The sequence below is a fragment of the Alistipes sp. i18-0019-D1 genome (assembly GCF_042852885.1).
Lineage (GTDB): Bacteria > Bacteroidota > Bacteroidia > Bacteroidales > Rikenellaceae > Alistipes.
In genome coordinates this window covers 2,725,861-2,751,325 of sequence record NZ_AP031424.1, presented here as the reverse complement: position 1 = coordinate 2,751,325, position 25,465 = coordinate 2,725,861, and the positions used below count along the sequence as shown (strand labels likewise).

The 25,465-nt window shown below is 62.5% G+C and carries 19 protein-coding genes; 8 read left to right on the top strand and 11 right to left on the bottom strand.

From position 1 onward, the window contains the following. The first annotated feature begins 8 nt into the window (after positions 1 to 8). The 4 genes from ACGHP5_RS11590 to ACGHP5_RS11575 all read left to right on the top strand — a co-directional run bounded on the left by ACGHP5_RS11590 (position 9) and on the right by ACGHP5_RS11575 (position 4,602). The gene (locus ACGHP5_RS11590) at positions 9 to 2,279 is read left to right on the top strand and encodes a hypothetical protein (RefSeq protein WP_390566888.1); all 2,271 of its coding nucleotides are present in this window, start codon (positions 9 to 11) and stop codon (positions 2,277 to 2,279) included. Between the two features lie 156 nt (positions 2,280 to 2,435). After that, the gene (gene serS, locus ACGHP5_RS11585; RefSeq protein WP_290532453.1) at positions 2,436 to 3,707 is read left to right on the top strand and encodes a serine--tRNA ligase; all 1,272 of its coding nucleotides are present in this window, start codon (positions 2,436 to 2,438) and stop codon (positions 3,705 to 3,707) included. A gap of 46 nt (positions 3,708 to 3,753) precedes the next feature. Then, positions 3,754 to 3,921, top strand: a complete 168-nt coding sequence (locus ACGHP5_RS11580) for a DUF362 domain-containing protein (RefSeq protein ID WP_015547590.1) — start codon at positions 3,754 to 3,756, stop codon at positions 3,919 to 3,921. 99 nt (positions 3,922 to 4,020) lie between these two features. Then, complete coding sequence (locus ACGHP5_RS11575) at positions 4,021 to 4,602, top strand: sugar O-acetyltransferase (protein WP_390566886.1); 582 nt, start codon at positions 4,021 to 4,023, stop codon at positions 4,600 to 4,602. A 273-nt stretch (positions 4,603 to 4,875) separates the two neighbouring features. On the opposite strand, the gene ACGHP5_RS11570 is transcribed toward ACGHP5_RS11575, so the two are convergent. The 7 genes from ACGHP5_RS11570 to cysS all read right to left on the bottom strand — a co-directional run bounded on the left by ACGHP5_RS11570 (position 4,876) and on the right by cysS (position 12,784). Continuing rightward, positions 4,876 to 5,106 (bottom strand): helix-turn-helix domain-containing protein, encoded by a 231-nt coding sequence (locus ACGHP5_RS11570; protein WP_290532455.1) that lies wholly within the window; start codon positions 5,104 to 5,106, stop codon positions 4,876 to 4,878. Positions 5,107 to 5,534: 428 nt separating this feature from the next. Next, a complete protein-coding gene (locus ACGHP5_RS11565) occupies positions 5,535 to 6,716 on the bottom strand; it encodes an exo-beta-N-acetylmuramidase NamZ domain-containing protein (protein WP_390566884.1) in 1,182 nt (393 codons plus the stop codon). Between the two features lie 402 nt (positions 6,717 to 7,118). Continuing rightward, positions 7,119 to 8,231 carry a peptide chain release factor 2 gene (gene prfB / locus ACGHP5_RS11560; RefSeq protein WP_390566882.1) on the bottom strand — a complete coding sequence of 371 codons (1,113 nt, stop codon included), beginning with the start codon at positions 8,229 to 8,231 and terminating at the stop codon, positions 7,119 to 7,121. A gap of 7 nt (positions 8,232 to 8,238) precedes the next feature. Beyond that, positions 8,239 to 8,871, bottom strand: a complete 633-nt coding sequence (locus tag ACGHP5_RS11555; RefSeq protein WP_295905458.1) for an AAA family ATPase — start codon at positions 8,869 to 8,871, stop codon at positions 8,239 to 8,241. Between the two features lie 4 nt (positions 8,872 to 8,875). Next, positions 8,876 to 10,273 carry an MATE family efflux transporter gene (locus ACGHP5_RS11550; RefSeq protein WP_390566880.1) on the bottom strand — a complete coding sequence of 466 codons (1,398 nt, stop codon included), beginning with the start codon at positions 10,271 to 10,273 and terminating at the stop codon, positions 8,876 to 8,878. 64 nt (positions 10,274 to 10,337) lie between these two features. Beyond that, on the bottom strand, positions 10,338 to 11,294 hold the full coding sequence (locus ACGHP5_RS11545) for a carbohydrate kinase family protein (protein ID WP_390566878.1): 957 nt from the start codon (positions 11,292 to 11,294) through the stop codon (positions 10,338 to 10,340). Positions 11,295 to 11,308: 14 nt separating this feature from the next. Then, positions 11,309 to 12,784, bottom strand: coding sequence for a cysteine--tRNA ligase (gene cysS, locus ACGHP5_RS11540; RefSeq protein WP_337756194.1), 1,476 nt, complete (start codon positions 12,782 to 12,784; stop codon positions 11,309 to 11,311). A gap of 156 nt (positions 12,785 to 12,940) precedes the next feature. Between cysS and ACGHP5_RS11535 the strand changes: the two genes are divergently transcribed. The 3 genes from ACGHP5_RS11535 (at position 12,941) to asnA (ending at position 19,212) form a co-directional block, all read left to right on the top strand. After that, positions 12,941 to 14,653 carry a DEAD/DEAH box helicase gene (locus tag ACGHP5_RS11535; RefSeq protein WP_390566876.1) on the top strand — a complete coding sequence of 571 codons (1,713 nt, stop codon included), beginning with the start codon at positions 12,941 to 12,943 and terminating at the stop codon, positions 14,651 to 14,653. A gap of 86 nt (positions 14,654 to 14,739) precedes the next feature. After that, entirely contained in the window at positions 14,740 to 17,967 is a 3,228-nt protein-coding gene (locus ACGHP5_RS11530) for a DUF2723 domain-containing protein (protein ID WP_390566874.1), read from the top strand. 210 nt (positions 17,968 to 18,177) lie between these two features. Then, on the top strand, positions 18,178 to 19,212 hold the full coding sequence (gene asnA / locus ACGHP5_RS11525; RefSeq protein WP_337773090.1) for an aspartate--ammonia ligase: 1,035 nt from the start codon (positions 18,178 to 18,180) through the stop codon (positions 19,210 to 19,212). 141 nt (positions 19,213 to 19,353) lie between these two features. On the opposite strand, the gene ACGHP5_RS11520 is transcribed toward asnA, so the two are convergent. Then, on the bottom strand, positions 19,354 to 21,021 hold the full coding sequence (locus ACGHP5_RS11520; RefSeq protein ID WP_290532464.1) for an AMP-binding protein: 1,668 nt from the start codon (positions 21,019 to 21,021) through the stop codon (positions 19,354 to 19,356). Between the two features lie 99 nt (positions 21,022 to 21,120). Here ACGHP5_RS11520 and queG point away from each other — a divergent pair, with 99 nt between their 5' ends. Then, the gene (gene queG, locus ACGHP5_RS11515) at positions 21,121 to 22,026 is read left to right on the top strand and encodes a tRNA epoxyqueuosine(34) reductase QueG (RefSeq protein ID WP_390566872.1); all 906 of its coding nucleotides are present in this window, start codon (positions 21,121 to 21,123) and stop codon (positions 22,024 to 22,026) included. Here the strand turns inward: queG and ACGHP5_RS11510 are convergent. From ACGHP5_RS11510 to ACGHP5_RS11500, 3 genes are all read right to left on the bottom strand, one after another. Continuing rightward, positions 22,016 to 24,166 (bottom strand): fimbrillin family protein, encoded by a 2,151-nt coding sequence (locus tag ACGHP5_RS11510; RefSeq protein ID WP_390566870.1) that lies wholly within the window; start codon positions 24,164 to 24,166, stop codon positions 22,016 to 22,018. The genes queG and ACGHP5_RS11510 overlap by 11 nt on opposite strands. Continuing rightward, the gene (locus ACGHP5_RS11505) at positions 24,159 to 24,284 is read right to left on the bottom strand and encodes a hypothetical protein (protein WP_290532467.1); all 126 of its coding nucleotides are present in this window, start codon (positions 24,282 to 24,284) and stop codon (positions 24,159 to 24,161) included. The genes ACGHP5_RS11510 and ACGHP5_RS11505 overlap by 8 nt, the downstream gene beginning before the upstream one ends. 187 nt (positions 24,285 to 24,471) lie before the next feature. After that, positions 24,472 to 25,410 (bottom strand): tetratricopeptide repeat protein, encoded by a 939-nt coding sequence (locus ACGHP5_RS11500; protein ID WP_295904796.1) that lies wholly within the window; start codon positions 25,408 to 25,410, stop codon positions 24,472 to 24,474. Positions 25,411 to 25,465: the final 55 nt, after the last annotated feature.

The window sequence follows — 25,465 nt, the reverse complement described above, 5'->3', positions numbered from 1 at the left end:
AGTACATTATGAAAAACATATCGAAATACCTGGGTGCGGGACTGCTGCTCTTCACCGCGGCCTGCAGCCAGACGCAGGAGGGCGACCAATACACCCCCAACAAGGACGATGCGAAGGCGATCCACTTCATCCAGTCGTCCATCCAGAAGGAGTTTCCGCAGGACGCCGTGCAGGGCGTGATCAACGTCGAAATCGCGCGTCCGGGCAACAAAGGCGCCTACAAGGTCTATCTGGCGACCAAGGACGACGACTACGAGCTGTTCTCGGTTCCGGCCGAGGCGACCATTCCCGACGGCAGCCACTCCGTGACGATTCCCGTCGAGGTCGACCTTTCGAACTTCGTCATGGGTTCGAACTACAAGACCACGCTCTACATCAGCAGCCGGGAGGCGCGTCCGGGCGACAACGCCGCGCAGGTGGCGCAGTACTCCGACAAGGTGACCCTTTCGGCCACCTACGAACTGGAGTGGGAGACGCTCTACCGCACCACCGAAGAGGGCGAAGAGATCCCCCAGCTGGCGACCTACCACTACAACGGGTACTACTCGGGCCGCGATTCGGGACTGGAGGTCGAGAAAGCCGTGGGTGCCAATATCTTCCGGCTGAAGGACTGGGCCAGCGGCGTGACGTTCAAGTTCGTCCTCCACGACGACAACACCTGCACCGTGCCGGCGCAGTCGATCGGCTACTACAACTCGAACTACAACGAGTACGTCTACGTCGCCGACATGGCCGTCTACACCGGCAACGACTCGGCGTACGCCAGCTATCCCTGCACGTTCGACGGCGAGAGCACCTTCTCGTTCTACCTGATCTACTACGTGTCGTCGGGCTATTTCGCCCAAGGGACCGAAAAACTGGTCTTCGACACCGACATCGACACCACGCCCGTCGTGGAGATCGCCTTCGAGGGCATCGAAACCACGAGCACCGGGTTCAAGGCCCCGAAGCTCCACTTCTCGCCCAACGACTACACGAAGTACTACAAGGCCGCGGTCGTCGCCGGAGACATCACCGCCGACACCGAACGGCAGCAGGAGGTGCGCCGGCAGCTGATCGACGACAAACTGGAGGCCGTAACCCCCGTGGTGACGCTCCATGCGGAGGACGCCTCGGTGTGGAACGTACCCTCGGGCAACTACACCGCCGTGGCGCTGGCCTACGACTCGATCGAGAACCCCTGCAAACTCTACATGCAGCGGTTCACGAACGACCCAAGCGACGAATACGCCCCCCGATCGCTCGAATTCGAGTTCTACGCTCCGGAGAACAACCTCAACTACTCGCCCTACAACACGCTCGTCTGGCAAATGCAGACCGCGAATGTGGCGGCGATGAAGTATCTCTGCGTCAAGACCGCCGTCGCCGACTACCTGTGCGAGGCACTCGGCATGACACTCGAGGAGCTGACCGCATCCCGGGGCTACGACGTTCCCGAGGAGATGATCGCACAGCTCAACTCCCCCGAAGGCCGCGGCACGGCGTTCAACACGCTCGACGAAGGCAGCACGTACACACTCGCCCTACTGATGTACAACTCGTTCGGCGACACGGCTTTCGTTTCGAAGAGCGCGTCGACGTTCGGCTACTTCGCCAAGGATTTCGACCGGACGAAGACCCTGGAGGACTTCATCGGCGCATTCGGCGTCACGGCGACCGTCGACGTCGATTCGCAGTCGTCCGAAAAGACCTTCCGCATGGACATCGCGCGCATCAACGACCGCGACGTGCTCATCAGCGGCATGACCGACATGCGCGACTTCGCACCCCAGCTGAAGGGCTACTACGACAAGGAGCTGCACATGCTGATCGTCGAACCCCAGTACGCGGGGATGTACAACGGCGCCTATGCGACGCTCGGCTTCTCGAACGGTCTGTCGATCTTCTGGGGCGGCGCCGGAATGGCCGTCGGTTACATCGGCGACACGCTCTACTGGGCTTCAAGCCCCTACTCGGCCGAGGAGGTCAACAGCTACATGTTCCTGCTCTTCAGCACGCCGCAGGCGTCGAGTTCGAGCTACCTGCGCCAGTACGCCGGTTCGAAAACCTACTCGTCCCTCAAGATGAAGCCCCTGCAACAGGCGTCCGCACAGACCGCGGCACGCGGCGCGGAATCGCGGACCGGAAGCATCGAAGCCGGCGGACAGCGCTTCACGACCTACCTGACGGGCGAACGCGTAGCCGTTCCGGCGAAGGCCGCCGGAAGCGCCGCGGCGACTGCGAAAGCCCCGGCCGAAGGCAAGCGTCTGCGCACGGACCTCGTGCTCCACACCCGCTGATCCGCAGCCCGTACAACCGAAAACCGGACTTCCGCATTGGGCGGAAGCCCGGTTTTTCGGTAAAATCGCAAAAAACGGCGTCACGGCGTCACAGTTTAGCGCGAATTTACTAATTTTGCAGGTTGTAACGCGAAAACACAAAAAACTCACGATACTATGCTTACCATAAAGCAAATCCGCGACGACAAAGAGGCCGCCGCACGCAAGCTGGCCAAGAAGGGCGTGGACGCCGCACCTGTCATCGAAAAGATCATCAACTTCGACGACCAGCGCAAAGCCCTCCAGCTGGAACTCGACAACACGCTGGCCGCCCAGAACAAGGCCGCCAAGGAGATCGGCGCACTGATGGGCCAGGGCCGCCGCGAGGAGGCCGAGGAGCGCAAACGCTTCGTGGCGGACCTCAAGGAGAAATCCTCACGTCTCGAAGCCGAGCTGACCGACGCCCGGCAGGAGTTGCAGGCCGCCATCGTCTCGCTGCCCAACTTCCCCGCCGAGATCGTCCCCGAAGGCAAGACGGCCGAAGACAACCTCGTGGTGAAACTCGTGGAGAACTACACCGCGCTTCCGGAAAACCCGCTACCCCACTGGGAGCTGGCCCGCAAATACGACATCATCGACTTCGACCTGGGCGTGAAGCTCACCGGCGCGGGATTCCCCGTCTACAAGGGCAAGGGCGCACGGTTGCAGCGCGCGCTGATCAACTTCTTCCTCGACTGCAACACCAAGGCCGGCTACCTCGAAGTGGAGCCGCCCGTGATGGTCAACGAGGCTTCGGGCTTCGGCACGGGACAGCTCCCCGACAAGGAGGGGCAGATGTACCACGCCACGGCCGACAATTTCTACCTCGTTCCCACGGCCGAGGTTCCCGTGACGAACATCTACCGCGACGTGATCCTCGAAAAGGAGGATTTCCCGGTGAAGATGACCGCCTACACCCCCTGCTTCCGCCGCGAGGCCGGGTCGTACGGCAAGGACGTGCGCGGACTGAACCGCCTGCACCAGTTCGACAAGGTGGAGATCGTACAGCTGTCGCTGCCCGAAACGAGCTACGAAGCATTGGACGGCATGGTGGCCCATGTGGAGAGCATCGTCAAGGCTCTGGGTCTGCCCTACCGCATCCTGCGCCTGTGCGGCGGCGACATGTCGTTCACCTCGGCGCTGACCTACGATTTCGAAGTCTACTCCGAGGCCCAGAAACGCTGGCTCGAAGTGTCGTCGGTGTCGAATTTCGAGTCGTTCCAGGCCAACCGCCTCAAACTCCGCTACCGCGACGAGGAGAAGAAGATCCAGCTGGCGCACACCCTCAACGGCTCGTCGCTGGCCCTGCCGCGCATCGTGGCCGCGCTGCTGGAGAACTATCAGACCCCCGAAGGCATCCGCATTCCCGAGGCGCTGATTCCCTACACGGGTTTTGATATTATCAAATAAGTTTTTATATTTGCACACACACATTTAACAATAAACACTCAACACAATGGCTTACAAAATTACCGACTCGTGCGTTGCATGCGGCAGCTGCATCGGCGAGTGCCCCGTAGAGGCTATTTCGGCCGGCGATATCTATGTGATCGACGCCGACAAATGTATCGACTGCGGAACCTGCGCAGGCGTATGCCCGAGCGAGGCAATCGTTTCGGAGTAACACGGAATATCCGAAAGAGAAGCACACTTCGGCAACGGGGTGTGCTTTTTGCGGTCTGAAAGGCCGCGTCTATCAACCCAACAACGACACAAACGAATCATGGGCGATCTCGAAAAAATGAAAGCCGGGCTTTGGCTCCACGCCATCTGTCCCGAAATCGGCGGCGCGCTGCTGCGGACCGAGGAGCTGGTGTTCCGCTTCAACCAGCTGCCCCCGACCCGGCGGGAGGAGCGGGAGGCGATCATCCGGCAGCTGTTCGGACACGTCGGCGAGTCGGTCTGCATCCACAGCCCGTTCCACTGCGACTTCGGAGAGCAGATTTCGGTCGGCGACCACTTCGTGGGCAACTACAACCTGACGATCCTCGACGAAGCGCCCGTCACCATCGGCGACTATGTCTTCATCGGGCCGAATGTCGGCATCTACACCGTCAACCACGCCCTACTGCCCGACCAGCGCAACGCAGGCATCATGCGCTCGCTGCCCGTCACCATCGGCAACAACGTCTGGATCGGAGGCCACACGGTCGTAATGCAGGGCGTGACAATCGGCGACAACACGGTGATCGGGGCCGGGAGCGTCGTCACGCGCGACATTCCGGCGGGGGTGATCGCCGTCGGCTCGCCCTGCCGTGTCCTGCGGGAAATCACCGAAGCGGATCGGATCAAAGAGGTGCATTAGCATTAACCGCGGACTGCGTCCGCTGAAAAATATTGTACTTTTTTCCGCAAAAAGTACTAAAAACTCCCCGACGGATGCCTCCGCCTACGACAAACCGTCTAACGCTGGCTCCGGGCGACTATTCGCGGGGGCGCACGCGCTCCGTCCCCTCCGCTCACGCTTTTAGCCGGTCCGTCGTTTCACGGCTCCGGCATCAGGTCGGGGTCAATCGCGGCAAGTAGCGACACAAAAGTCAAATACGAAAAAGAAAAGCACCTCGTTTTGAGGTGCTTTTTATTCGATCGGAAGCTCTTTGAAGAGTTCTTCCAGCGTAATATCATAGAACTTGCATAACTCGCAGAGTGTCGAAAGCGACAAATTCGTCTTACCGCCTTCAACACGGCGCATATTCAGGCCCGTATTGAAATAGACTGCTTCCTGGGTTAACCCCCGAGCAATCCGTACAGCGCGAAGTCTTTCGGCTACGGATTTTATGGCAGTATCATAATGTTTCTGGCCTTTCATAATGCAAAGGACTTGAGAAATCAAACCGAACCGAAAAAGAATTATGCTAACTTTGCAAAACAGTACGGCGTAAGCCGGGACATACACAGATAATAAGGTTAAGACAACCTTTATACCCCGTAAACTTGCAAACTGTTATAGCGATATACAGGTTTATATCCGGTGTAAAATTTGTCTGAAACCCGGGTTATGCCCCTGCCGCAAGGCAGGCGGCAGACTTGGGCGTAGGGAAAATTTCCGGATACGGCATTGCAAGGCCAACGGGGGAATGAGTACCTGCGCCCTTTCTTATTATTCTCGGGGCAGGAGGGTTTTCGGCGGAGCCCAGTAACGCGGAGTTGCGTCACTACTTCTTCATAGAATCTGTACCGCGGCGTTCCGCCACTTACGAACAGCCGCTCCGGAAAATTCCGGAACGGCTGTTCAGGCTATTCGTAAAGCAAGTACTGCACCCGTTTTTCGCGGTAGCGTTCCACATCGGGAACCCAGCGGGCGCGGATCTCGGCGTCGGAAGCCCCGGCCGCGATCATCTCGCGCACCCATCCCGCACCGACCAGTTTTTCGAACATCGGCGTAAAGAACCTGTCCCCCAGCCCCAGATCGCGGTAGGCGTCGATCACGTAGCGCAGCGAGAATCCCACTTCGCGGGCCTCGGAGAGCGGCATACGGCGCAGGTCGACACCGTGGCACAGCCGGCCTTCGAGCGGCGGATGCTTGGCCCCGGCCGTGGGGTGCGGCGTAAAGGAAAAGGCGCGCCCGGTCATATCGGGATGGCCGTAGATCTCGAACGGGCTGTCCGTTCCGCGTCCGAGGCTCACGACCGTGCCTTCGAAAGGGCACAGAGCGGCGTAGAGGCAGACGGCCCGCTGTGTCGGAAGGTTGGGTGACGGGGCGACGGGCAGCCGGTATTGGGTGGCATGGGTGTAGTTGCGGCACTTCACGACCGTCAGGGCGCACGGTTTCGCCCACCCTTCGCCGACGGCCATGCGGGCGATCTCACCCATCGTCAGTCCGTGAAGCACGGGGACCGGAATCGCCCCGACGCCCGATTTGTATTTCATGTCGAGAACGGGGCCGTCGACCAGATGTCCGTTGGGATTGGGCCGGTCGAGCACCACGACCCGCTTCCCGAAATCGGCGCAGGCATCCATCATCCGCAGCATCGAGATATAATAGGTATAGAAGCGCAGACCCACGTCCTGCATGTCCACGACCAGCACGTCGAACGAGCGCATCGCCTCGTCCGAGGGCCGTTTCGCATTGCCGTCGTAGAGCGACCGGATGGGAATCCCGGTCCGGGCGTCGACCGAACTTGCGACATGCTCTCCGGCATCGGCCGTGCCGCGGAATCCGTGTTCGGGCGAGAAGATCGCCGCCATATCGAACCCTTCGCCGTGGAGCAGGTCCACGAGATGCACCCGTCCGGCGGCATCGGCCCCCGGGGTGCCGGGCAACTCCGCCACGGAGGTCTGGTTGGCCAGCACGGCCACGCGCCGCCCCCGCAGCAGCGGGTAATAGGCCGCCGTGTCGGTCATGCCGACTTTCACCTGCGCCGGAGCGGCGAAGGCTACAAAAACGGTGAATATAAGGATAAAAACAGATCGCTTCATAGAGCAAAGATAATATTTTGCGCCGAAAAATGCTATCTTTGTAAGGCCCCGTCCCTCATGAAACCGGTGCCGATACTGATTTAGCTGCTCGCCGCATGGCCCGTGCGGCCACAGATTCGCCATCAAGCCCCGCACTCGGATTATATGACGGAACGCCTTCCGGTTTCCCGAGCGGTGCATGGAACTGCTGGAGGAGCGGATACGCGTCACGATCGGACCTTCTTCGAATGCAACTACATACGTCCGGCATCCGTCGACCGGCCGCCGCCGAACTATTCCCGCACCGCGGCGCTGGCCTGCGTATACAGCAGCGACGGAGGGATTTACCACATCCGGATGTCGCCTGCCGAATGGCAAATCAGGCGCATCGAACAAAAAGGCTGCTGGGTTCAGTAAGGCCTCCTATGCCTGCGCACCGTATTCCATCAAGTAGGCCTTGATGAAGGCATCCAGGTCGCCGTCCATCACCGACTCCACGGCCGAAGTCTGGACGCCCGTGCGGTGGTCCTTCACGCGGCGGTCGTCGAAGACATAGGAGCGGATCTGCGAACCCCACTCGATCTTCTTCTTCGAAGCCTCCAGCGCCTGCTGCGTCGCCATACGCTTGTCCAGCTCGCGCTGGTAGAGTTTCGAGCGGAGGATGCGCATGGCGTTCTCGCGGTTCATCAGCTGCGAACGCGTCTCCATGTTCTCGATCAGGTATTCGATCGCCTCGCCCGTGTCGGGGTCCTTCGCGTGGTAGCGCAGGCGCACGGCCGTCTCCACCTTGTTGACGTTCTGCCCCCCGGCGCCCGACGAACGGAACGTGTCCCACTCGATGTCGGCGGCATTGACCGTGATCTCGATCGTATCGTCGACGGCCGGAGAAACGAACACCGACGCAAAGGTGGTCTGACGCTTGTTGTTGGCGTTGAACGGCGACAGGCGCACCATGCGGTGCACGCCGTTCTCGCTCTTGAGGTAGCCGTAGGCATATTCGCCCTCGAACTCCAGCGTGCAGGACTTCACCCCCACTTCGTCGCCGGCCTGGAAATCCAGCACCTTGACCTTGTAGCCGTGGGCCTCGCCCCAGCGGGTGTACATGCGCATCAGCATCGACGCCCAGTCGAGCGCCTCCGTACCGCCCGCCCCGGCGTTGATGTCGAGGATGGCCCCGAGTTTGTCCTCCTCGCGGCGCAGCATGTTGCGCATTTCGAGCTTTTCGATCTTCTCGAGCGTCGCGGCGTAGTGCGCGTCCATCTCCTCCTCGCTGACCACTCCCTCCTTCACGAAGTCGGGCATCAGCCGAAGGTCCTCGGCATCCTTGCGGATGGCGTCGTAGTCGTCGACCCACGCCTTGATCCCCGCCACCTTGCGCAGCTGCTCGCGTGCCTTGTCGGGGTTGTCCCAGAAATCCGGCTCCTGGGTTTTCTCCTCTTCGTTGCGCAGGTCGATGCGCTTCTGGTCGATGTCCAAACAGCGTTCCAGCGCTTCCCGGCGCTGTTCAATCTCCTTGATCTGTTCCGCAAGTACCATAATATGCTCAAAATTTCATGTTCAGTTTCCGTGCGGCGAACTCCAGGATGAAATCCGCCGTGCCCTCGTCGCCCAGCGGCGAGGTGCTGACGCAGAGGTGGTAGGTCGCCGCCTCGCCCCACGTCCGCGAGCTGTAATAGTTGTAGTACGAGGCGCGCCGTGCGTCGACGCGCTCCATCATCGCGCGGGCCTCTCCGGCGGTGCATCCCTGCCGGCGGCGGATGCGGTCGATGCGGTCGGCATCGTCGGCCGTGAGGAAGACATTGACGCAGCGCGGGTTCTCGCGCAGGATGTAATCGGCGCAGCGGCCCACGAAGAGGGCCGATTCACGCGCCGCGACGGCGCGGATCACGTCGCTCTGAATCTTGAACAGCGCGTCGTTCGACAGCACGTTCGTCACGCCCCCGTCGTCGCCTACGAACGGCGCCCGCAGGTAGCTCACCACGGTCGAGATCACGCCGCGCGACTCCTTCTCGTCGGCCTTCTCGAAAAACTCGGAGCAGATGCCGCTCTCCCGCGCCGCCAGGTTGATCAGCTCCTTGTCGTAAAGCCTCACGCCCAGCCTGCGGGCGATGATCTCCCCGACGGTCCTGCCGCCGCTGCCCAGCTGGCGGCCGATGTTGATGACGAATTTTTCCATAGTCCTATCCCTCTTTGGCGGCGTTTTCCGCACCGATGGCCCGGAATTTCCGCAGTTGGTAAGTCAGCATGAAGAAGGCCACGAGCGAAGCCAGGAAATCCGACAGCGGCATCGAGCACCACACGCCCCAGCTGCCGTTCCACTCGGTGCAGACGTCGAAAATGTGCGGCAGGAAGATCAGTCCGGGCATCAGGAACAGCAACTGGCGCGACAACGACAGGAAGATCGCCTTGCCGGCCATGCCGATGCTCATGAAGAAGTTGGTTGCCACCATCTGGAAGCCGATGATCGGGAAGCAGAAAAAGACGATGCGCATGCCTTCGACCGCCAGGCGGATCAGCTCCTCGTCGGTGGTGAACAGCCCCACGGCCAGACGCGGCATGAACTCGCCGAGGACGAATCCCGCCGAGGTGACGCACGTCGCGCCGATCATCGTCAGTTTCAGCACGCGCATCACGCGGTCGTACTGCTTCGCGCCGAAATTGTAACCCGCAATGGGCTGCATGCCCTGGTTGACGCCCAGCACGATCATCACGAAGAAGAACGCCAGGCGGTTGACGATGCCGTAGGCGCCGATCATCAGGTCGCCGCCGTACTCCTTCAGCCCCTTGTTGATGAGGATGACGATGAAGCAGGCAGCGAGGTTCATCAGAAAGGGCGACATGCCGATGGCCAGCATGTCGCGCACGATTTTCTTCCGCAGGCGGTAGATGCCGCGGCGGAAGTGGAGGAGTTCCTGTTTGTTCGAAAGGATGCGCAGCTGCCACACGAGCGAAATGACCTGTGCCAGCACCGTGGCGATGGCCGCGCCGCGGATGCCCCAGCCGAAGCCGAAGATGAACAGCGGGTCGAGGATCGTATTGATGACCACGGTGTTGATCGTGGCGTACATCGACTTGCGGGGATGCCCCGAGGCGCGCAGCACGGAGTTCAGGCCCAGATACATGTGCGTGACGACGTTGCCCAGCAGGATGACGGTCATGTATTCGCGGGCATAGCCGATCGTGGCCTCGCTAGCCCCGAAGAAATAGAGGATCGGGTCGAGGAACAGAAGCGCCACGAGACCGAACGCTATGCCGATTATCAGATTGAGCACCAGCACATTGCCCAGCACCCGCTGGGCCGTTTCGTAGTCGCGCTGCCCCAGACGCATCGAGATCAGCGTCGCGGCGCCCACGCCCACCAGCGAACCGAACGCCGCGGCGAGGTTCATCAGCGGGAAGGTCAGCGCCAGGCCCGAAATGGCCAGCGGCCCGACCCCGTGGCCGATGAAGATGCTGTCGACCATGTTGTAGAGCGACGAGGCCGTCATGGCGATGATCGCCGGCACGGCATATTGTACGAGCAACTTCCGGATTGACTCGGTTCCGAGTTCCAAAGCCGCCGATTTTATCTCCGTCATAGCCTATTCTCTTAATATTCCTTACCGGTATGTCTCCATCTCTCCGCCCCTGTCCGATACAAGGTTACAATGCCTCCAAAAATTCCGTCTTCGCCGCGGCCGGATACTCCGGCGTGGCGCCCGCGCACGAACAGACGAAAGCCGCGACCTTCGAGGCGAACGCCTGGGCCGGCCAGATGTCGTGCCCGGCAGCCAGCATCGCGCAAAACGCCGCCGTGAACGAATCGCCCGCACCGACCGTGTCGACGGGGCGGACCCGGTTCCCGCGGGGAATCACATAGGCCGAAATCCGGTTCCGGGTAAACACGCGGCTGCCCTCGGCGCCCTCGGTGAGGATGACCATTTCGAGGTTCTCCCGGCGGTCGAGCAGCTCCCGGCACAGCCCGCCCGCATCGGCGTCGGGACATCCGGTCAGACATCCGGCCACGCGCGGAGCCTCCTCGTCGCTGATCTTCAGAATATTGCAGCGAGCCATCGACTCCTCCAGCACCTCCCGCGAGAAGAAATCCTGCCGCAGGTTGACGTCGAACACGCGCAGCGTCCGCCGTTCCCGGCGAATCACCCCGTCGAGAAACCGCACGACGGTAGCGTGCGACGCCGCGCTGCGCTGCGCCAGCGAGCCGAAGCAGACCACGTCGGTCCGGGCGGCCAGCCGGGCCAGCGCGTCGGACCACGCCATTGCGTCCCATGCGCCGGGCAGAATTTCGTAGGTGTTGACCCCGGCGGCATCCCGGCGTTTGTCGACGACGCCGGTCGGCAGCTGCCCGACGCGGCAAAGCCCGTCGCAAAGCCCGCGGGCCTCCAGTTCGGCCGACACCGCGCGGCCCCGCTCGTCGTCCCCGACCGCGCTGACCACATGCACCTCCGCCGCATCCGGGCCGGAAATCAGCCGGGAGCACTTGAGGAAATGGTCGGCGAAATTGGCCGGTGCGCCGCCGAAAGTATATTCGTCCGTCACGACGTCGTGGTCGTAAAGCACCTCGCCCAGTCCGACGGCTACGATCTTGTCCGGATTCTCCATACCAGCAGGCCGTTTTATTCCAGTTCCCAGTCCGAGCCGTCCTTGCGGTCCTTGACGCGGATGCCGGCAGCCGTAAGTCCGTCGCGGATACGGTCCGACGCGGCCCAGTCCTTCGCCGCTCGGGCTTTCAGACGCTCGTCCAAAAGCATCTCGACCAGCGGCGTCACGTAGTCGCGTCCCGATGCCGTCCCGGCGGCCTTCTCGTCGCGCAGTCCCAGAATGTCGAAGGCATAGCGGCGCACGGTGGCCGTCAGCGCCGCGAGGTCGGCGGCCGCGATCGTCTGCGTGCCGTCGGCCAGCTGGTTGACGACGCGCACCCAGTCGAACAGCGCCGAAATGACCATCGGCGAGTTCAAGTCGTCGGCCATCGCCTCGGCGCAGCGCGTCTCCAGCTCGGCGGGATCGACCGTCGAAGCGTCCGCGGGCCTGATCTTCCCGAGCGTCTCGATGCCCTTCATCAGGCGGTCCAGCCCCTTCTCGGCGGCTTGCAGGGCCTCGTTCGAGAAGTCGAGCGTCGAGCGGTAGTGGGCCTGGAGCACGAAGAAACGGATCGTCATGGGCGAATAGGCCTGCGAAAGCTTCGGGTGCGACCCGGTGAAGAACTCCTCCAGCGTGATGAAGTTGCCCAGCGACTTGCCCATCTTCTGCCCGTTGACCGTCATCATGTTGTTGTGCAGCCAGTAGCGGGCCGAATCGTGGCCCAGCGCGGCGGTCGACTGCGCGATCTCGCACTCGTGGTGCGGGAACATCAGGTCCATGCCGCCGCCGTGGATGTCGAAACGCTCCCCGAGGTAGCGCGTCGACATGGCCGAGCACTCCATGTGCCATCCCGGAAATCCCTCGCCCCAGGGCGACGGCCACCGCATGATATGCTCGGGCGACGCCTTCTTCCACAGCGCGAAGTCGTAGGAGTGGCGTTTGTCCGACTGCCCGTCCAGCTCGCGCGTGTTGGCGATGATGTCGTCGAGGTTGCGCCCCGACAGCCTGCCGTAGTTGTATTCGGCGTTGTATTTCTCCACGTCGAAGTAGACCGAGCCGTTCGCCTCGTAGGCATAGCCGTCGGCCAGGATCTTCTTCACGAATTCGATCTGCTCGATGATGTGTCCCGAGGCGTAGGGTTCGATCGAGGGAGTCTCGACGTTGAGCGCGTCCATCGCCCGGTGGTAACGCTCCGTATAGTAGTGCGCCACCTCCATCGGCTCCAGCTGTTCGAGCCGGGCCTTCTTGGCGATCTTGTCCTCGCCCTCGTCGGCGTCGTGCTCCAGATGGCCCACGTCGGTGATGTTGCGCACGTAGCGCACCTTGTAACCCGAAGCCTTGAGGTAACGGAACAGCAGGTCGAACGTCACGGCGGGCCGGGCATGACCCAGGTGCGGATCGCCGTAGACCGTGGGACCGCAGACATACATGCCCACGCGGCCCGGAACGAGCGGCTCGAAGACCTCCTTGCGGCGGGTGAGCGTATTGTAAAGTACGAGTTTGGAATCCATAATCGTGAATTAACGTTTTGAACGGGTAAAGTTACGACTTTTTCCGCAAACATCCGCGTCCTGCCGTCAAAAATCGAGCAGGCGGAAGCGAAGGTGAGAAATATACGCCCCTCCGGCGCAGGAACCGGGAATTTATCGTACCTTTGCGCCGATTATATGAAATTTCAAGACTTACGACTCTCCGAGCCGCTGTTACGCGCCATCGGAGAAAAGGGGTACACGGATCCCACCCCCATCCAGCAACAAGCCATTCTTCCCGTACTCGAAGGCCGCGACCTCCAGGGCTGCGCCCAGACCGGGACGGGCAAAACCGCAGCCTTCACGCTGCCGATGCTCCAACTTTTAGCCGCCGAACCGGCCCCCAGGGGACGCCGCCCGGTCCGCGCCCTGGTGCTCACCCCCACGCGCGAACTGGCCATCCAGATCGACGAGTGCTGCCGCGACTACGCCCGCTACACATCCGTCCGCCACTGCGTGATCTTCGGCGGCGTCAACCAGCGCCCGCAGGTCGACGCGCTCCAGAAAGGCGTGGACCTGCTGATCGCCACTCCGGGCCGCCTGCTGGACCTGATCGGACAGGGCTACGTGACGCTCGACACGATCCGCTTCTTCGTGCTCGACGAAGCCGACCGCATGCTGGACATGGGCTTCATCCACGACATCCGCCGCATCCTGCCGCTGCTTCCCGAACGGCGCCAGACGCTCTTCTTCTCGGCCACGATGCCCGAGTCGATCGCCGCACTGGCCGCGAAAATCCTCCGCGACCCGGTGCTCGTCACCGTCACGCCCCCGGCATCGGTGGTCGAGACCATCGCGCAGACGGTCTATTTCGCCGAGAAGGCCGAGAAAAGCCAGCTGCTGATCGACCTGCTCACGGACTCCGATGCCAACCAGGTGCTGGTCTTCACCCGCACCAAGCACGGCGCCGACAAACTGGCCAAGATACTCAACCGTGCCGGAATCAAGTCGGGCGCCATCCACGGCAACAAGTCGCAGAACGCCCGCGTGAAAGCCATGAACGACTTCAAGACGGGCGAATGCAGGGTATTGATAGCTACGGACATCGCCGCACGGGGCATCGACATCAGCCAGCTGCCGCTGGTGATCAACTACGAACTGCCGGAGGTCGCCGAGACCTACGTCCACCGTATCGGCCGCACGGGCCGCGCGGGATACGAAGGCGCGGCGTGGTCGTTCTGCTCGGAGGACGAATTCGAGTATCTCTGCGACATCCAGAAGCTCACCGGGCTTACGATCCCCACCGAGGGACCGGTTCCGGAATACGCCGTGCGCAAAGCCGTCCCGGCGCGGAAACCCGCGCAGAAGGCCCCACAGCGTCCCGCACGCACCCAGGAGCCGAAACCGGCCCGGAATGCCGGGGCCAAATCCGCACAGCGGTCCGGCCGGGATGCAGGCGCCGAACAGCAGCGGCCCGCCCGCAACACGGAACAGAAGGCCCCCCGCAACGCCGCGAAGGAGCCGCAGCCGGCACAAAATCCGGCGCAGGCCGACGCCGGGCACTCTTCCCGCCCGTCGCGCTCCCGCCGCAGACGGGGCACGCGCCCCGCACCGGGAACGCCCATCGAACCGGCCGGAAAAACAGCCTCCCGCCCTGCCGACACGTCGCACGGACAAAGCCCGAAGCAGGGGGCCGGAAACGCCTCGAAAACCGCCGGAAACAAATCCGCCGCGGGCGCCGCGCCGAAAAGCGCCGCCAACCCGGATCCGGGCCCTTCGGCAAAACCGTCCCGCCGCCGCAAACGCGGGGGTTCCGGAAACGCCGCCAGGTCCGCAGCGGCTCCGGCCGCCAAGTCCGCTCCGGCGGCGGCCGAGGCCCCGCAGAAAAAATGGTGGAAACGGTGGCTGTAAATGCATTTCACGTAATAAGGTTGGAAAAACCGCGTTAAATCATTACTTTTGCACGATAAGTAGTTACGAAAAAAGTTTTCTCGGATATGCATTTCTACAAACGCTGGAACAACATCACGGGCTGGGCCGTATTCGCCGTCGCGGCGATGGTCTACCTGATGACGATGGAACCCGTCTCGAGCCTCTGGGACTGCTCGGAGTTCATCGCAACGTCCTACAAACTCGAAGTGGGGCATCCTCCCGGAGCGCCGCTGTTCATGATGCTGGCGCGCCTGGCCACGCTCTTCGCCTTCGGAAACCCCGACTACGTGGGCATCGCCGTCAACGCCATGAACTCGCTGGCCAGCGCCTTCTGCATCCTGTTCCTGTTCTGGACCATCACCCACCTGGCGCGGCGTCTGGTGACGCGCGACGGCGCAGCGCTTACCCGGGCCAATACGTGGGCCATCCTGGGTGCCGGGGCCGTCGGGGCCTTGGCCTACACCTTCACCGATACGTTCTGGTTCTCGGCCGTCGAGGGCGAAGTCTACGCCCTCTCGTCGATGTTCACGGCGCTGGTCGTGTGGCTGATGCTCAAATGGGAGGAGCAGGCCGACGAGCCTCACTCCTCGCGCTGGATCGTGCTGATCGCCTACCTGATGGGACTTTCGATCGGCGTGCACATCCTCAACCTGCTCTGCATCCCGGCATTGGTCTTCATCTACTACTTCCGCAAAACCGACACGGTGACCTGGCGAGGCATCGCCCTCTCGACGCTCGTGTCCGGGGCGATGATCGTCTTCGTCAACAACATCATCATCCCCTACACCGTCTGGATCGGGGCGCAGATCGACACGCTGTTCGTCAACACGTTCGGCCTGCCGGTCAACTCCGGCATCACGCTCTTCGCGCTGGCGCTGATCATCGGTCTGGGATGGGCCGCGTGGGCCGCGCACAAACGGGGCCGCGTAGTGCTGAATATCCTGCTGCTCTCGACGACGATGATCCTCATCGGCTACTCGTCCTACGCCTCGGTGACCATCCGCGCCGCGGCAAACCCGCCGATGAACTCCAACAACCCCAACAACCCCCACGCCCTGCTGTCGCTCCTGAACCGCGACCAGTACGGCGACCGGCCGCTGCTGTACGGCGCACAGTACTCGGCTCCCCCCGAGGGCGTGAAGGAGAAGAAGGTGTGGTATCTGGACGAGGACGGCAAGTACAAGACCGCCACGGTGCTCACGGGATACACCCACGCTCCGGAATTCATGCAGCTGTTCCCCCGCATGTGGAACTACTCGAAGGGTGAAAAGGCCTACAAGGAGTGGGCCGCCTACCGCACCAAGACCGAGACGCTGCGCGACGACAAGGGTGAAATCCTGCGCGACGCGCAAGGACGCCCCATGCGCGGCGAGACGCTCGACTTCGGACGCAAACGGGCCTACACCGACTCCTACGGCGACACCCGCACGGTCACCGAACCGACGTTCTGGGAAAACGTCCATTTCTTCTTCAACTACCAGCTTTCGTACATGTACTGGCGCTATTTCATGTGGAACTTCGTGGGACGCCAGAGCGACATACAGCCTTCGCGCACGACGATCACCGACGGCAACTGGCTCTCGGGCATCCGCTGGATCGACGAGAAATACGTCGGCCCGCAGGACAACCTGCCGCGCGAAATCGCCGAAAACAAGGGACGCAATACCTATTATTTCCTCCCCTTCCTGCTGGGACTCATCGGACTCGTCTACCAGCTGAACCGCGACCAGCGGAACTTTTCGATCGTGCTGTGGCTGTTCGTGATGATGGGCATCGCACTGGTCTTCTACTTCAACACCTCGCCCGGCGAGCCGCGCGAACGCGACTACGTCTATGCGGGATCGTTCTATGCCTTCTCGATCTGGATCGGATTCGGCGTGCTGGCCCTGCGCGACCTGATCGCGTGGATCACCAAGCGCAGCAACGTCACGGCGGCCGCCGCGGCCACCGTCGTCTCGATGAGCGTCCCGGCCATCCTCGCGGCCCAGAACTGGGACGACCACGACCGTTCGCACCGCACGATGGCCCGCGACATCGGCTGGAACTACCTCCAGTCGACGCTGCCCAACTCGATCATCCTCAACTACGGCGACAACGACACCTTCCCGCTGTGGAACAACCAGGAGGTCTACGGCGTGCGCCCCGACGTGCGGATCATGAACACCTCCTACCTCGGCGGCGAGTGGTACATCGACGAGATGAAGACCAAGGCCAACGACGCCCCCGGAGTTCCCTTCTCGCTGCCCAAGCACAAATACACCTACAACAACGACATGATCTACGTCACCAACAGCATCGACCGTCCCGTGGAGATCAAGGAGGTGATCGACTTCGTGCGCAGCGACGACCCCCGCAGCAAGGTCAAGCTCGCCGACGGCACGCTGGCCGACTACATCCCCGCCAAGCGCATCGCGATACCCGTCAACAAGGAGAACGCCATCGCCTCGGGCATCGTGGCCGAGAAGGACCGCGACAAGATGGTCGACACGGTATTCATCAACATCAAGAAGAATTCGCTGGACAAGAACCAGCTAATGATTCTCGACATGCTGGCCAACTTCGACTGGAAACGCCCGATCTACATGACACAGGTCTACATTCTCCAGGACTTCGGGCTGATGGACTACCTCCAGTTCGACGGCTATGCCTACCGGCTCGTGCCGATCCTCACCCCGACGCAGAACCCCTACGAAATCGGGCGCATCGACGCCGACTACGCCGCGCCGCTGCTGCGCGACACGTTCCGCTACGGCAACCTCGAAGACCCGCGGGTGTACGTCGACTACTTCATCCAGTACAACCTGTCGGCCTCGCACGCACGCGACGCCTTCGCCCGCGTGGCCAAGGAGCTGCTGCGGCAGAACCGCGTCGGGGAGGCCGTCGAGCTGCTCGACCTGGGGCTGGAGCGGATGCCGACCTCGCAGGTGCGCTTCACCGACACCAACACCTACCCCTTCCTGGAGGCTTACTACGCCGCTTCGGCCATGGGGGACAAGGAGGCCGCCGCGAAGGGCGACGCCCTTTTGAGGGAGTATGCCCAGACGCTGATCGAATACATCGAGCACTACCTCCGTTTCGAAGGGGCGCAGGGCGACATGGTCTCGGGCCTTATCGACGAGAAGCTCGACCAGCTGGGCGACATCTACTACCTGGCCAGCTACGCCGACCGCAAGGAGGTGGTGGCCGAACTGAACGACTACTACCGTTCGCTGGGGGTCTCCGAGGAGAACCTGATCGACGTGGGCGACAAGCGCCAGCAGCCCGACTCGGCGCTGTTGCCCGCCGCGAAATAGCCGGAGCCGGAAATGAAATAACGCACGTAACGGAAGCATTACGTGCGTTATTTTATTGCGGCCGCCCACCCGAAGCGGATATTCGGGCAAACCAAAATCCGGGTCTACGGTTAAAAACGACATTTTTTGAGTCCGAATACACCCGATTGCACTCACCTTTCACTATATTTGCGGAATAAACCGTTTTTCACGAACCCAAACCAGAGAATTATGCCGCTTTTCATTCCGGAAGACTATACGGCCAAGCTCGCTCCCGAAACGATGGAGCAGGCCATCACCTATCTCAAGGAGATTTTCCCCGACATGCTGGCCCGCAACCTCCGCCTGCGCCGCGTCACGGCCCCGTTGTTCGTCCTTTCGGGCACAGGCATCAACGACGATCTGAACGGCGTGGAGCGCGCCGTGTCGTTCCCGATCCGCGACCTGGGCGACCGCCGGGCCGAGGTGGTGCACTCGCTGGCCAAATGGAAGCGCATGAAACTCGGGGCCTACAAGATCGCCCCGGGATACGGGTTGTACACCGACATGAACGCCATCCGCGCCGACGAGGAGCTGGACAACATCCATTCGCTCTACGTCGACCAGTGGGACTGGGAGCGCACGATGCGTCCCGAAGAGCGCAACCTCGGCTTCCTGAAAACGACCGTCGAAACGATATACGAGGCGATGAAGGCCGTCGAGGAGGAGGTTTACGAACTTTATCCCCACATCACGCCCATCCTGCCCGAGCGGATCACGTTCCTCCAGGCCGAGGAGCTGTTGCAGGAGTTCCCCGCGCTGACGCCCAAGGAGCGCGAGCAGGCGGCGGCCCGCAAATACGGCGCACTGTTCCTGATCGGCATCGGCGGCGAACTGTCCGACGGACAGCGGCACGACGGGCGCGCCCCGGACTACGACGACTGGAGCACCCCGACCGAAGGCGGTTACAAGGGACTCAACGGCGACATCATCGTGTGGAACCCGGTTCTGGAGAGCGCCTTCGAACTTTCGAGCATGGGTATCCGCGTCGACGCCGAGGCCCTCGAACGCCAGCTTGCGATCTGCGGCTGTCCCGAGCGGCGCGAAATGGAGTTCCACCGCCTGCTGCTCGAAGGGCGCCTGCCGCTTTCGATCGGCGGCGGCATCGGCCAGTCGCGCCTCTGCATGTTCTACCTGCGCTGCGCCCACATCGGCGAGGTGCAGGTCAGCATCTGGCCCGAGCGGATGATCGCCGAGTGCGCCGCCCACGGCATCTATCTCAAGTAAGGCGGCCTCCCGGAAGTAAGAGCGGTTCTCGGAAACGGACCGGACTCCCGAAGTAACCCGGCCCCGAATACCCGGCCTCCCCCGAAAGCCCGCCGACTACTCCAGATAAGACAAACCCCCGCTCCGAGAGCGGGGGTTTATTTATTTTCCGGCGGCAGGCTGGTCGGGGGTTTTGTGATCCTTTTTATTCCTGTTGTAAAGGAAACGCTTGATTTTGTGCGTGGGTGTCTTGGCGAAGTCGTCCTTCTCCTCGACGACCTCCGAAATCCGCGAAAAACGGTTGACCTTGGCGTTGACGAAATCCATGATCTCCTTCTTCAGCTGCTCGGTCTTGGCCTCCCAGGCCTCCTTCTTGCCTTCCCACTCCTCGCGCCAGTCGTCGATCATCGACTCGATCTCCTCACGGTTGAAGTGCACCAAAGCGATCAGGCGGCCCTCCTGCTCGGTGACGATCGAATCGGCGATGCAGACGTGCGAGTTGAGCACCGTCTCGATGTCCTCGGGATAGATGTTCTCGCCGCCGGGCCCTACGATCATGTTCTTCAGGCGGCCCTTGATGTAGAGCCAGCCGTCCTTGTCGAACTCCCCGAGGTCGCCCGTGCGGAACCATCCGTCGGCCGTGAAAACCTCCTTCGTCGCTTCGGGATTCTTGAAATACCCCACCATCACGCTCGGCGTGCGGGCCACGATCTCGCCCTGACGGGTCTCGGGGTTGACGTTCTCCAGCCGCAGTTCGACACCCGGGGCCTGGGGTCCCGTGGAACCCAGCCGCACCATCGAAGGGGCCGCACCCGCCAGCAGCGGCGCGGTCTCGGTCAGCCCGTAGCCGATGGCATAGGGCACGCGGGCTTCGAGCAGGAATTTCTCGGCTCCGCCGTCGAGTTTCGCTCCCCCGATTCCGAGGAAGCGCAGACGGCTGCCGAAGAGTTTCATCAGCTTCTTGCCCGCGACGCGGTGGAGGTAGCGGCGGATGAAGCCGATGCGGTAGAGCGTACTCCAGAAGGAGTTGGAATTGAACTTGGCGAGCACCTGGTGGCGGTAGATTTTCTCGATGATCAGCGGCACGATCAGCATGACCGTCGGACGGATCGCCCGCAGCGCGGGCATCAGCGCCGAGGCCGTGGGCGGACGATCGAGGTAGACCACCCGCGCACCCATCGAGAAAGGATAGATCATGCCGATGGAGCACTCGTAGGTGTGCGAGAGGGGCAGCACCGAGAGGAACGTGTCGTCGCCGTCGACCGGGAAGATCGAGGATGAAATGTCGACCTGCGCGCAGAGCGCCGCATGGGTCAGCATCACGCCCTTGGGCTTCGAAGTGGTTCCCGACGTGTAGATGATCACGGCCAGATCCTCCGGCCGGGGGACGCCCGTCGAGCCTTCCCCGCGGACGCGCTGCGAGATGACGCCGAGGTTCTTGGTGCGGACCGCCACGTTGAGCCGTTCGATGGTCTGCTTCGAGAGTTTGGTGAAAAGTTTGTCCGACACGAGCAGGGCCTTGGCCTCCGAATGCTCGATGATCATGTCCAGTTCCTCGCCCGAGAAGTCGGGCAGGATCGGCACGGCCACCATGCCCGCCGACGTGACGGCGAAATAGCAGACGCCCCAGTTGGGCATGTTGCTGCTCAGCAGGGCCACCTTGTCCCCGGCACGAAGCCCCGCTCCGGTAAGGATTTCCTGCACCCTGGCAATACGACGGCCCACCTCGGCGTAAGTCACGTCGTCGCCTTCGTACATCGAAAAAGCGACCTTCGACGCGAACTTCTCCACGCTGTTGCGGGCCAGTTCGTACAGTGTATTGATAGTCATCATGTGTTCTTTTTTAACTACGTTCCGATAACGCAAAAGTTTGGGGCGAAATTACTAATTTCCGGCTAAAAAACACTATTTTTGGCGTAAATTATCAATGTGCTCGACCATCTGTACATCAAAAAGCTCGCAGCCGGAGCAGGGTTCGACCTCTGCGGCATCACCCCGTGCCGCCATCTGTCCGCAAACGAGGAGCGGTTCCGCGCATGGCTCAACAGCGGTTACCAATCCTCGCTGGGCTACATGGAGCGCAACGCGGAGAAGCGGTTCGACGCCCGCCGGCTGGTCGAGGGCGCACGCACGGCCGTGGTCTGCGCCGTGAGCTACAAAAACCGCGTCGGCGAAGGCTACCCGCCGGAGCACCGGACGAAGGTAGCCTCCTATGCCTGCACAGAGGACTACCACACCACCGTCAGGGCGATGCTCGCAGGGATGCTCGACGCCCTGCGGAAAGTCAGTCCCGCCCTTCGGGGCCGCGCGTTCGTCGACACTGCGCCGCTGGCCGAAAAGCAGCTGGCCGTGGAGGCCGGACTGGGGTGGATCGGCCGGCAGTCGCTGCTCGTCACGCCGCAATACGGGAGCTACGTCCTGCTGGGCGAACTGATCCTCACCGAAGAGGCCGACCGTTACGACACGCCGTTCGAAGAGTCGCGCTGCGGAACCTGCCGCAGCTGCATCGACAACTGCCCCACGGGCGCCGTCACCGCCGGGCGGACGATCGACACGGGCCGCTGCATCTCGTGCCGCACCATCGAGCGGGAGCAGCCCGGCGAAACGGACCTCCACGGCTGGATCTTCGGCTGCGACGCGTGCCAGAGCTGCTGCCCCTGGAACCGCCGCGCCCCGCAGCACCGCAACGCGGCGTTCGACCCCGTATTCGACCCGCTGACGATGGACGCCGGGGCGTGGCTCGGCATGGACGAGGCGGCGTTCGAAGCCCTCTGCGGCCGCACGCCGCTGACGCGCAGCGGACTGGACCGCATCCGGCGCAACGTCAGGGAGTAGCGAGGTCGCGCATGCAACGCACCGGAAGCCCGAATCCCCGGGGATCGGGAATACGCTGGTAGACGGTCGCCGCGGTCAGTCCGAACACCCACGCCCCGAACGTGTCGGCGGGCGCCGGGGAACTCGACCAGTAGTAGCCCGAAGGCGTGAATACGAAAAGCCCGTATTCGTCGTAGCGATATCCGACTCCGGGATAATAGGTCGCGTCGATGCCGTTGTAGAGGAAGTTCCACCCCTGCACGAACGCCCCTTTTACCAGGACCTCGCCGCTGGCGACGGCGGCCGTGCCGCCCGTCTTCGTAAAGGCGGTGAAGGCGTAGGGATGCGGTACGACCCATCCCGGCGGACAGGGGTCGAACAGCGTCTTGGCTGTCTTCTGCCCCACCTCGTAGCCCGTGGGATTGCCCCACAACTCGTTGTTGCGGAACGCGGGACCGTTGCCCTTGCCCGCCCCGTAATACCAGTCGTAGGAACTGCCGTCGGTCGTGGTGATGAAGATGTCGGGATGCGCCGTGGCGTAATACGTATTGCCCGTGTAACCGGCGTACTGCCCCAAGGCTCCCGAAGTCTGCACCGGCCTGCGGTAGGTGATGTAGGTCTGCGGCGCACCCTGCGCGTCGAAGATCACCTTTCCCCACGGGAAGGGATCCTTGCGGCCCCACTGGTAGAGCGGCGCGCGGAACGAACGGGCATACGGCCCGTCCTCCTTGTAAACGGCCCCCAGATTGCGGTCCATCATCTGCACCGAACCCGAACCGTATTCGTTTTCATAATCCGACGGAAGGATATAGGTCTCGGCAAGGGCCGTCAGCGCGGCGTTGTCCGCATCGGTGATCCAGATATGCCAGCTCCACAGCGCCTCGTCGGACGACGCGTCAGCGTAAAGGCCGATGACGGCGTTGCCGCCCAGCGACACGGGGCGCGACGTCAGCGTGAAATAGATCTTCCCGCCCTCCACGCGCAAGCTCGCAGGATCGATCAGCCGGGGGCTGCTCTGCCACAGCAGGCGGGCCGACGCTCCCGACAGCGCGGCGGAGAGCGTGCGCCCCTCGTAACGCCCGACAGCCGCAGCGAGGGCCTGCGAAATGACGCCGTTCCCGGCGACCGTGGCGTCGAACGAATACTCCTGCCCGGCGACCGAGGCGACATAGCAGTTGGCCCGCTCTCCGCCGCCCGAAAGGTCCACGGCAGGCTGCGGGGCCGCGCCCGAGGCCACATCCTGCGTGATGACCTTCATCTGCGCCGCGGCGATGACCAGTCCCGGACGGGTGTAGGTGGCCGTATAGCCGTCCTCGGTCCGCACCACGACGTAGACCTTCCCGCCGCCGCGCGAATAGTCGGCAGGATTAACCGTCAGCCAGACCTTCACCGGCTCGCTCCCCAGCGCCGGGGTCTCCGTAAGAGCGAGGCTGCAATAGTCGATCTCCGCCGAGCCGCCCGCATACGCCGCCGCGTTGTTGCCCGAAGCGGCGGTCAGATCGAACGAGAACGCCCCGGCCAGGTTGGACATCCCGCCGAGATTGCCCCCGGAATCGACCGTCGCGGCGGGCGAGCAGTAGAGGGTCACCTCCGAGAGCCGCTTCCCGGCCATCGTTCCCGAAGCCGTCAGACTGACTTCGACCACCGCGAAGGCGTGACGGAACGCCAGCGCCGGGAAATCGCCCGTCGCGCTCCCGACGGCCCCCGCCACGAGGAAATCCGAATCGCCCAGATGCGACGAGTCGCCCGCAGCGGCCTGCACCTGGGAAGTCTCCAGCGTAAAGGCGACCGCCGAAGCGTCGTCCGACGCCTGCTCCGACCACGGGTAATAGGCATAGAGCGTATAGCCCGAAGCGCCCTCCGTGAGGGAGATCTCGCCGCTGAACGTGCCGCTGGCCGCGGCCTCCGCGCCTTCGAACGTCAGCGGAACATTGACCGAAGTGAATGTGTCGCCGCTCTTGACGTAGACGCCGATCCGGTCGCCGGGCGTCCAGAGGACGTTGTAACCGTCCGCGGCCAGTTCCGTGCGGGTCTCGGGGGCCGCCGCCGCAATCCGGACGCTGCGCGTGAACGTCTTCGGCGGAACCGGCTCCCCGGTCCGGTCGGCCGTGCAGGCGCACAACAACCCGCATCCGACCGCCGCAATCGCAAACCTATTCATTCCACTCCTCCCGGTCGAAACCTTCGACCTCGCCGTCCACGGACGAAGCGGCGAATCCGCGCCCGATGCGCACCTCCGTCACCTCGGCCTCCGGCCGCAAATACGTTTCCCTTTCCATCGTTACGAATCGTTAAATGCCGGAAAAGGAAACACATACCGTACCAAACCGCCGCTGACGGCAGGACATAAAGAGAGCGGGTTCCGAAATTCGGAACCCGCTCTGCGGTTTATTTCATGGATCGGGAGGTCCGGCCGTCTGCGGCCCGGAAGCCCTTCGGAGACCCGGCCCCTTCGCGGCCCGCAGGCTATTTGGTCAGTTCGGCCAGCGCGGCTTTCGCACTCTCGACAGCCGGTCCCGCCGTCACCTTCCGGAAGGCCTCGATGGCCTGCGGCTTCATCTCCTTGGCGTTGTAGGCGGCGCCCAGCGTCAGGTACATCAGGCTCACATCCTCGGGATCGGTCTGCACCTTGGCGGCGGCCTCGCCCAGTTCGATCACCTTGTTGTAATCCTTCTTGCTGGCATAGGCCTGCAAGCGGACCTTCTGCGCCAGGGCGTTTTCGGGGTTCTTCGCCAACAGCGCGTCGGCCATCGCGATGATGCCGTCGAAATCGTTGGCAGCCTGGAGCGTGGCCACCTTGTTATTGGTGTAGAGAGCGATCATCTCCTTGGCCTTGGCGGCGTCATCGGCGTACTTGGGGTGCGTCTTGGCGGCCACCGCCTCGTAGATGTCCATACCCTTCTCGTACTCGCCCATCTCGCAGTAGCTCATGGCGAGGTTCAGCGCCATCGCCGTATTGTCCGGGTCGGCCTTGTAGCCCTTCTCGAACACGCCTGCGGCGGTCGCATAGTCCTTGTTGTTGAAAGCGTCGCCGCCCTGGATCTGGTAGATCTTGGCCACCCAGCCGTTGGCCTTGGCCATCTGGCTCATGTCGCCGTAGAGTTCGGCCAGCTCGGCCGACTTGGTGAAATTCTTCAGCGCCTCGTCGTAGTTCTTGGTCCGGATCGCTCCGCCGCCCAGCATGAAGTAGCATTTGGGAAGCGTCGTCTTGGCCGTGGCCACCAGCGATGCGGCCTCCTCGTTGTCCAGCCCCTGTTCGATCACCTGTTCGAACTTCGCGGCCGCGCCTGCGAAATCCTTGGCGCCGAAAGCGGCTGCGGCTTCGTTGTAGATTGCAGTAACGTCCTGCGCCGAGAGCGACACCGCCGCCAGCAGCGCGATTGCCGATACAAATAACTTTTTCATTGCTTTTCTATTCGATTTTTAAGTTTTTCAGTTCATGCGCCCCGTTCCCGAAACG

Coding starts and splice junctions, on each gene's coding strand:
- ACGHP5_RS11590 (WP_390566888.1), top strand. CDS start 9: ATGAAAAACATATCGAAATACCTGGGTGCGGGACTGCTGCTCTTCACC.
- serS (WP_290532453.1), top strand. CDS start 2,436: ATGCTTACCATAAAGCAAATCCGCGACGACAAAGAGGCCGCCGCACGC.
- ACGHP5_RS11580 (WP_015547590.1), top strand. CDS start 3,754: ATGGCTTACAAAATTACCGACTCGTGCGTTGCATGCGGCAGCTGCATC.
- ACGHP5_RS11575 (WP_390566886.1), top strand. CDS start 4,021: ATGGGCGATCTCGAAAAAATGAAAGCCGGGCTTTGGCTCCACGCCATC.
- ACGHP5_RS11570 (WP_290532455.1), bottom strand. CDS start 5,106: ATGAAAGGCCAGAAACATTATGATACTGCCATAAAATCCGTAGCCGAA.
- ACGHP5_RS11565 (WP_390566884.1), bottom strand. CDS start 6,716: ATGAAGCGATCTGTTTTTATCCTTATATTCACCGTTTTTGTAGCCTTC.
- prfB (WP_390566882.1), bottom strand. CDS start 8,231: ATGGTACTTGCGGAACAGATCAAGGAGATTGAACAGCGCCGGGAAGCG.
- ACGHP5_RS11555 (WP_295905458.1), bottom strand. CDS start 8,871: ATGGAAAAATTCGTCATCAACATCGGCCGCCAGCTGGGCAGCGGCGGC.
- ACGHP5_RS11550 (WP_390566880.1), bottom strand. CDS start 10,273: ATGACGGAGATAAAATCGGCGGCTTTGGAACTCGGAACCGAGTCAATC.
- ACGHP5_RS11545 (WP_390566878.1), bottom strand. CDS start 11,294: ATGGAGAATCCGGACAAGATCGTAGCCGTCGGACTGGGCGAGGTGCTT.
- cysS (WP_337756194.1), bottom strand. CDS start 12,784: ATGGATTCCAAACTCGTACTTTACAATACGCTCACCCGCCGCAAGGAG.
- ACGHP5_RS11535 (WP_390566876.1), top strand. CDS start 12,941: ATGAAATTTCAAGACTTACGACTCTCCGAGCCGCTGTTACGCGCCATC.
- ACGHP5_RS11530 (WP_390566874.1), top strand. CDS start 14,740: ATGCATTTCTACAAACGCTGGAACAACATCACGGGCTGGGCCGTATTC.
- asnA (WP_337773090.1), top strand. CDS start 18,178: ATGCCGCTTTTCATTCCGGAAGACTATACGGCCAAGCTCGCTCCCGAA.
- ACGHP5_RS11520 (WP_290532464.1), bottom strand. CDS start 21,021: ATGACTATCAATACACTGTACGAACTGGCCCGCAACAGCGTGGAGAAG.
- ACGHP5_RS11510 (WP_390566870.1), bottom strand. CDS start 24,166: ATGAATAGGTTTGCGATTGCGGCGGTCGGATGCGGGTTGTTGTGCGCC.
- ACGHP5_RS11505 (WP_290532467.1), bottom strand. CDS start 24,284: ATGGAAAGGGAAACGTATTTGCGGCCGGAGGCCGAGGTGACGGAGGTG.
- ACGHP5_RS11500 (WP_295904796.1), bottom strand. CDS start 25,410: ATGAAAAAGTTATTTGTATCGGCAATCGCGCTGCTGGCGGCGGTGTCG.